Genomic DNA, 7825 nt, shown 5'->3' with positions numbered 1-7825 from the left:
ATTCCGAACCCGGAAGCTAAGCTCTTCAGCGCCGATGGTACTGCATGGGGGACTGTGTGGGAGAGTAGGACGCCGCCGGACTTATACAAAGTGTGGGGTTGCCTTTTTAAGGCAACCCCACACTTGTTTTGTGCGTTCCGGATCGCCACACGGAGGTCCTGGCCCCGTCGGCTCGGAGCGAGGCCGTCGGGCATACCCCGTACTGTGGACATCGCTGTGCCATGCCGCGGATCCGCGTCCGGGGTCCCGTCAGGACCCCCTGGGCGCCGCGGCGGTCCGCGCCGGGTGGACCGGTGGGCCCGTGGCCTCCCGGCACAGCACACATCAGATCCGCGGCCGCCGACCGCGGCGCATGCGGGACGAAGGGGAACGGCCGGTCATGGCGAGGGAAGACAGTCCGAATGAGCGCGGCACATCGGTGCCGCACGCCTCCGACCGGCCCCAGCGGCACGAACGGGAGCCCGGGCGGGACGGCGCCCCTCGGCGCGGCGGCCGGTCCGGTCCGGACGGGGCGTTCGGGGGAGCCCCGCGCCGTGATCGCGCGACAGGCGGGGCTGGGCGTGGGGCGGCTCCGGCGCGGTCGGGGGCGCCGCGTTCTGGCGCCTTCCGGGGGCAGAACCCGGCCCGCGGCGGATGGTCCGCTGATGCCGCCAGCGGCGCGGGCCGCGCCAGGTCCGGCCAGGTTCGGCGGCTGACCGACGCGTCGGGCCGACCCGAGCGTCCCACCGGCGCCCGCTGGGCCGACCGCCCGGACCGCGACGGCGGCGCGGCTCGCGGTGGGCACGGCCGGGCCGAATATCCGGCTCGGCGTCCTGGTGCTTCCGAGGGATCCGCCGACGGTTCAACCAGGAGCCCTCGTTTCCCGCGTGCCGATCGGCCGCGAGGCGAGCGGGCACCGGCCGGTTCGGAGCGCTTTGACCGGCGTGGGCCGGCCGGCACCCAGGCCGGTGCGTCGTCCGACTCCGGTCGCCCTCGTGCCGAACGGTCGGACGGTGGGCGCCACGCCCCCGGCTCCCGCCAGGACGCGGGTGGGTATGGGCGCGCTGGCGGAGGGCCGCGCGAAAGTGGTTCTGGCCGGGCGGGCCAGGTGCCGGCGCACCCGACCGCGGAGTCGGCCTGGCGGGCCCGGCGCGGCCGTCCGACTACAGGCGAACGCACTTCCGACGGCGGCCATCGCACCGGTGCACCGGATGCGGAGCGGCGCCCAGCACGAGAGCAGTCGCGTGATCGGCACGATCGCCGTGACGATGCCGCTCGCGGGTACAGCTCCCGGGGGTACGGCGCGGCCGACGCCGGGCGTGGCCCGGACAGGGGGCCGACGGACCGCGGGCTGACGCGCGGGCGGGTACAGGCCGAGCGGCCGTCGCGTCCCGAGAGCGCCTCGGGTCGCGGCGGGTGGTCGCGCACCGACGCCGGCCAGGGCCGAGGGGGGCCCGCAACCCGACCGTGGGCCGCCGGGCAGCGGCCGGCAGCCGGGGCCCGGGCGCCGTCCGAACGTCCGCGGGTCGCCGGCGGCGAGCGCCCGCCCCGCCACGGCCAGGACCAGCGTCCCCATCAGGATCGGCCGTACAGCCAGGATCGGCGAGACGGCCGGGAGCAGCGGCCATGGGAGCGCGGGACACCTGACCGCGATGCGTCCGCGCGTGACGGCCGTCCCGACAGGTGGTCGTCCAACCGCCCGGCGGGCCCGCGGCCCACTGACTCCGCTGCCGGCAACGGTCGACGGGACGCACCTGTCACCCCGCGGGGTCCCGCTGAGCCCGGTTCCCCCGCCGGGCAGAGATCAACGGCCGGGCAGGGATCCACCGCGGCAGGCGGCGCCGAGCGGCGCGAGTACCGCGAGCAGCGGCCGTGGCGCGACGGGGCCGGCTCCGGTGCTCCCGGCTCCAGTGCTCCCGGCGCTGGGACCCGCGGCGCGGGTGCTCCCGGCGCGGGCGCGCGTGGTGCTGGTGCGCGTGGTGCTGGTACTGGTGCTCGGAGCGCGGGTGGCCGTGGGGAACGCGGCGGTGCTCCGGGCGCGCGCGCCGGGGGTGCCTCCCGAGGCGCCGCGGGGCGCGGGCTGCCATCGGGGCGCGGGGCGCCTGTGGGCCGCGGCGGCCGGCCGGGTGGACCGGGCCGTCCCGACGACCGGCGGGGAGACCGTCCGGATCGGGGCGGTAGGCCGGAGCGCATCGAGGGCGGCAGCCGGCGGCCCCGGGTGCAGACCCCGCCGCTGCCGGAGGAGGCACGCGCGGACATGCTCGATCATGACGTTCGCCGGTCGCTGAGAGGGCTGCCGGCGAATCTCGCCGACACCATCGCCCGTCATCTCGTCGCGACCGCGCTGCTGCTCGACGACGATCCGGTCGCGGCCCTCGCCCACGCGCGCGCCGCCGCGGACCGGGTACCACGGCTTCCCGCTGTGCGCGAGGCGGTCGGCATCGCGGCCTACCACGCCGGTGAGTACGCTGCGGCGCTCGTCGAACTGCGGGCTGCCCGGCGGATGGATGGTTCGGGGCACAACCTGCCGTTGATGGCGGACAGCGAGCGCGGCCTCGGCCGGCCCGAGCGGGCCGTCGCCTACCTGCGTGATCCGCAGGTCGACGAGCTCGACCCGGCGGCCCGCGCCGAGATGCTGATCGTGATCTCCGGGGCGCGCCGGGACCTGGACCAGCCGGAGGCTGCGGTCGTGCTGCTGCGCGACCTTGCCACCGCGAAGGGTGCACCCGCGCCGTGGGCCCCCCGGCTCTGGTACGCCTACGCCGAGGCGCTGCTGGCCGTCGGCCGTCGCGAGGAGGCGGCGCGGTGGTTCACCTCCGCCGCGGCCCTCGATGACGGCGAGACGGACGCGGCCGCCCGCGCCTACGAGATCACCACCGGCCGGCCGATGCCCGAGCCCGAGGATCTCGACTCCGCGGCTGCCGACGACGCCGACTCCGAATGGGAGTTCGACTCCGAACGGGGGTTCGACTCGGAGGCGGGGGTCGAGGCAGAGGCAGAGAATGCGGCAGAGGCGGAGAATGACGCCGTGGAGCCGCTGGGCGACTTGCGTGCGGCGACGGATCACGAGGACTCTTCGGGCCTCGCCGCCAGAGATGTCGACGTCGTCGGTTCGGCGGATGTCGGTTCGGCGGATGTCGACGCCGGCGCTGCGAGGGCGGAAGCAGGGGAGGCAGCGCAGCCTGCGGAGGTGGCGTCCTCGACTGTTCCCGGCACCCAGACACCCGAACACTCCGCCAAGGATGCACACCCAGAGCGCTGAGGCGCGTATGGAGTTGTGACCAGGGGGTGGTCCGCGTAGAGCTCCGAATCCTGGCGATTGCATGGGCGGTTGTGTGGGCAGTTGCTGGAGGTTGATGACAGTTGCGGGCACGCGAACCGTGATTAACCTCCAGTAACGCTGACCGCCAGGTGGCAGGACTGGCATCGACCGCGCTGCCCCGGCGCGGCAGAACACCATGATCGGCAGTGGCTGCCGACTATGCCACGTTCCGCCGCTGAACGGACGCCAGATCGTGCCGAGGGGTAAGCACGGTTTCAGGGCCCAGAACCGTGTTCAGGCCTCGGCACGATCCGGCCGCAATGTGGCCGGGAAGATCGGCAGCAGAAGTGGTCAGGCGTGCAGTGGGCGCAGGACGAGGCCTGTGCGCGGCTTCGGGGTGAACAGCGTCGACTTGCGGGGCATGCGCTCCCCGGCCTCGGCGACCGAGGTCACATCCGCGACCGGGGTCGGGTTGAGCAGCAGCGCGGTCCCGCCGGCCGCGGCTGCGGCGGCGATCGCAGCCGGCGCGTCGTGGTGGTAGTCCACGACGCCGACCGTGTCCGCGAGTCCCCAGACGTCCACGATCAGGGCCAGGTGGGCGACGGTGACGTCGAGCCGCCGGAAGGCGGCCGAGCGTCCCGCCGGCAGGCTGCGGGCCAGCAGCGCCGCGGTGGGTTCGGTGAGCAGGTAGGCGGAGGTGCCGTCGGTCACGACAAAGGCGTGCGAGCCCTGGCCGGCCTTGGCCAGTTCATCGAGCAGGTGGTCCGGGTCGACCCCGCCACCGGACCGCCCGGCGGGGCCTTGCGCCGACCCGGGCTCGCCGCCTGACCGCGTGGCGGTGACGTCCGGGGCGCGGCCGGCGGTGTCTGGGCCGGCGACGTCTGGGCCGGCGAGCCTGCGGACGGTGAACTCGGCGGCGGCCCGGCGTACCGCGGCGGCGAGGCCAAGCTCGGTCACCGCTCGGTGAATGGGGTGCACCTGCGGGCCGGAGACGGTCGCGTCGACGAGGAAGGCGAGCCCGAAGTCCCACGGACCCGAGCCGTCCCCGGCGGCATGCCGCTCCGCCTGGTACTGCCGGTAGGTGGCGTAGCGGTGATGCCCGTCGGCGATGACGGCCCGCCGGGGCAGCAGGTCGGCTGCCACGGCGGTGAGCACCGTGGGGTCGTCGATCGCCCAGAGCCGATGGGTCACCCCGTCGTCGGTGGTCGTCTCGACCTGCGGGGGAGTCGTGACCAGTTCGCTGACGATCCGGCTGGTCTCGCCGCCGCCGGAGTAGAGCAGGAAGATGGGTTCCAGGTTGGCGCGGGTCGCCCGGGTCAGCGCCAGCCGGTCCGAGACCGGTCCCGCCATGGTGTTCTCGTGCGGCAGGATGATCCCCGCCTCCGGGTCGGCCAGCGCGACCGCGCCGATCAGCCCCCGCTGGACGTGGCCGTCCTGCTCCTCCTCGCAGACGTAGATGGACGCCTTGTCGTCCCGGCGCAGCACCCCACCGTCAAGCCACTCCTGCAGCGTGCGGGCGGCGCCGTCGTAGTCGTCGCCGGGCAGGATGAGCCGCACCACGTTGTGGGCGTCGCGGGCCTGCAGCTGGGCGCGTTCGGCATCGTCGATGATGTCGTAGGGCGGCGAGGTCAGCGCGGCGAGGGCGGGCCCCGAGGCGGAGAAGCGCGCCGCCCGAAATGGCACGAGCACGAGCCCCGCGGGAACGGGTACGGGCTGATCGGCGTGCATCATCGGACTTGCGGCGTGGAGACCCCGCCGTTCACGGCGAGGAGGAAACGCCGCCCATTTCTGCCCATCGGTTGACATCCTTGTCGTAGAGCCGACTCGCCCGCGCGCAGCGGGGTAGCAGCCGGCGCGGTCGGTTGCGTGGCCCGATCGCCCGGTTGAAAGCCCGGGAGGTGGACCGGCGGAAGGACTGGGTGGAGAAGACCAGTACCGATCTGGCCCACCGGTACGACCTGATCCGGGTGGAGGCTCTGCCGATCGGGACCATGACCCGCTCGGCCCGTGGCACGGTCGAGAAAATCAACCCCGCGTGGACGTCGCAGACCTGCAACACCTGCGGGGTTCGGGACCGCCAGGCGCGTGAGAACCAAGCCGCCTTCCGCTGCCGGTCCTGCGGGTATCAGGCGAACGCCGACGTGAACGCCGCACGCAACATCGCCCTGGGGCATCAGTGGGCAACCACGTGGGTGACTGCGCGGGGAGGCGACGCTGACAGCCGGCCCGTGAACCGCGAACCTCGACACTGCACACCCCCTCTCCCGGTGGACGTGTAGCTGTTGGAATCCTCCGCGGTCAGGCGGGGGAGGATGTCAACAGCCGCATCGTAGGACCCGGCCGGTGCCCGCCGGCCCACCCGGGGGTTCGCCCGCCGGGTGGTGCCGGCGGCGGCCTGTTGGTGGGCGTCGCCGCGAACCCGCCCGTGGCGGCCGCGGTGACCTCAGCGCGTGGTGTGTCCGGTCGTTCCGGCGAAGCCGCCGGCCACCGGAAGTGATCGTTATCCGATCCGGGGGCGTCCCGGCGGCCTCTGCGGCGACACTGGTAAACGGGAGCTGGTGCATGCCGGCGGCGCAGCGTCAGGCGTTCGTCCACGTCGTGGAGGTGAAGATGGTCGACCAGACCGGCCGCCCGGGAGAGACTCCGGGCGAGGGCGCCCCGACGGACGGCGTCCGCCAGGGGCCGGCGGGCGAGGTCTACGACTGGTATACCCGCGGGATGGCCCTGCTGGGTCACGGGGACGCCAACGCCGCGGTGCAGCTGCTGGCGCACGCGGTCGCGGCCGAGCCGGGCTCACCGAGCGTCCGCGAGGCGCTGGGCCGGGCCCAGTTCACCGCCGGCCAGTACGTCGCCGCCCGGGAGACCTTCGCCTGGATCGTCGCCCATCACCCCACTGACGACTACGCACAGTTCGGTCTCGGCCTGTCCGCTCGCAAGATCGGCGATCTCCGTGCGGCGGTCGAGCACCTCGCGCTGGCGGCGGCGATGCGCCCGGACATCGGCCATTACGGGGTCGCGCTGCGCGGCGCCCGTGCGGCCCTGGCCCGGGCATGATCCGGGCATGATCCGATCGACTGCCGGGATCGTTCCGGCGCCGCCGTCCCCCGCGGCCGGCAGGCCCGCGACCAGCGCGACTCCGGGAGAGCCCCCCGTGCCTTCAGATCTCACCGCCGACCTGGTGGCCGAACCTCGCGGTGCGGCCCGGCCCGGCCCGCTGCGCGGCACGGACCGGCCGCTCGCCGAGCTGTTCGACGTCGCCCTCATGGACCTCGACGGCGTGGTGAACCGCGGCGGGGCCGCGGTGCCGCACGCCCCGGAGTCGATCGCCGCCGCCGGCCGGGGCGGCATGCGCACCGTCTACGTCACCAACAACGCCCTGCGCCCACCGGCGGAGGTCGCCGACCGGCTGACCGGGTTCGGGGTGCCGGCGCGGGCCGCGGACGTCGTCACCTCCGCGCAGGCTGCGGCGCATGTGCTCGCCGGACGGCTGCCCGCCGGCGCCCGGGTGCTCCTGCTCGGCGGGCGGGGGCTGCGCCAGGCGCTCACCGAGGAGGGGCTGACCCCGGTCGACTCCGCCGAGGACGCCCCGGTGGCCGTCGTCCAGGGATTCGACCCCGACCTCACCTACGCGCGCCTGGCCGAGGCGACCTACGCGATCCGGGCCGGCGCCTGGTGGGTCGCGAGCAACGCCGACCGGACGGTGCCGACCGAGCGCGGCATCGCCCCCGGCAACGGCGCGGTGGCCGCCCTGCTACGTGCCGCCACCGATCAGGAGCCCCTGGTCACCGGCAAGCCGGAGGCGGCGATGCACCGGGAGTCGATGCGCCGCAGCGGCGCCCGGAATCCGGTGATCGTCGGCGACCGGCTCGACACCGACATCGAAGCCGGATACCGCTCGTCGACGCCGACCCTGCTCGTCTTCACCGGGGTCACGACGTCGTCGGAGCTGCTCGCCGCGCCGCCCGAGCACCGCCCGACCTACCTGGCCGCCGACCTGCGGGGCCTGCTGCATCCGGCGCCGCCGGTGCGGGCGCGCCCCGACGCCGGGCCGCACGCCGCCGGCTGCGGCGGGTGGATCGCCCGCGTCGACGGCGGCGAGCTGAGCTGGTCGGCGGATCGCGCAGGCAACGGCCGCGGCAGCGGCGAGGGGACCGGCACCGGGAGGGGCGCCGGGGAGGACGCGGACGCGGGGGACGGACTCGACGCGCTGCGGGCCGCCTGTGCGGCGGTCTGGTCCGCCACCGACGCGGGCGGCGCCGTCCACACGATCGCAGCCGACCGGCCCGAGGGCTGCGCGGACCTGGTCGCGCCCGCCGGCACGTCCTGACACCGTCAGAGCAGGGAACGGACCCGCAGCAGGTCGCGCACGCTCGCGTCGACCTTCAGCCGGCCGCTCGTCCAGGCGGACAGCACCGACAGCCGACCCTCGGTCACCGCGACCAGATCGTCGCTGTTCACCGTCAGGGTGATCTGGGCGTCGTCGCGGTGGCCCTCGCCGACGTCGTGCAGGCAGCCGTCGCGCAGCTCGCCGGAGAAGGCGGTCCCGAGATCCGGGATCCGGCAGAGGATTGTTCGGTCGGGGGC

General features: G+C 74.8%; 5 protein-coding genes, 1 rRNA gene and 1 pseudogene. 5 read left to right on the top strand and 2 right to left on the bottom strand.

The window, feature by feature from the left end:
- Together rrf and NBZ85_RS24020 are read left to right on the top strand one after the other, a co-directional pair.
- Nucleotides 1-81 (top strand): 5S ribosomal RNA (rrf, locus tag NBZ85_RS24025); the annotation flags it as partial.
- Between the two features lie 2155 nt (nt 82-2236).
- Nucleotides 2237-3241 (top strand): tetratricopeptide repeat protein, encoded by a 1005-nt coding sequence (locus tag NBZ85_RS24020; RefSeq protein ID WP_261557818.1) that lies wholly within the window; start codon nt 2237-2239, stop codon nt 3239-3241.
- A 351-nt stretch (nt 3242-3592) separates the two neighbouring features.
- On the opposite strand, the gene NBZ85_RS24015 is transcribed toward NBZ85_RS24020, so the two are convergent.
- A complete protein-coding gene (locus NBZ85_RS24015; protein WP_261562645.1) occupies nt 3593-4972 on the bottom strand; it encodes a DUF1015 family protein in 1380 nt (459 codons plus the stop codon).
- Nucleotides 4973-5061: 89 nt separating this feature from the next.
- Between NBZ85_RS24015 and NBZ85_RS24010 the strand changes: the two are divergent.
- The 3 genes and pseudogenes from NBZ85_RS24010 to NBZ85_RS24000 form a co-directional block, all read left to right on the top strand.
- Nucleotides 5062-5520: pseudogene (locus NBZ85_RS24010) on the top strand (zinc ribbon domain-containing protein); the annotation flags it as partial.
- A gap of 331 nt (nt 5521-5851) precedes the next feature.
- On the top strand, nt 5852-6295 hold the full coding sequence (locus tag NBZ85_RS24005; protein WP_261557831.1) for a tetratricopeptide repeat protein: 444 nt from the start codon (nt 5852-5854) through the stop codon (nt 6293-6295).
- A gap of 97 nt (nt 6296-6392) precedes the next feature.
- Nucleotides 6393-7568 carry an HAD-IIA family hydrolase gene (locus tag NBZ85_RS24000; RefSeq protein ID WP_261562644.1) on the top strand — a complete coding sequence of 392 codons (1176 nt, stop codon included), beginning with the start codon at nt 6393-6395 and terminating at the stop codon, nt 7566-7568.
- Nucleotides 7569-7573: 5 nt separating this feature from the next.
- Here the strand turns inward: NBZ85_RS24000 and NBZ85_RS23995 are convergent.
- The coding region (locus NBZ85_RS23995; RefSeq protein ID WP_261562643.1) for an alkyl sulfatase C-terminal domain-containing protein at nt 7574-7825 on the bottom strand (252 nt) is incomplete at its 5' end.

This window comes from Frankia tisae (genome assembly GCF_025403405.1).
GTDB lineage: Bacteria > Actinomycetota > Actinomycetes > Frankiales > Frankiaceae > Frankia > Frankia tisai.
This window is presented reverse-complemented; position numbering and strand designations above follow the sequence as displayed.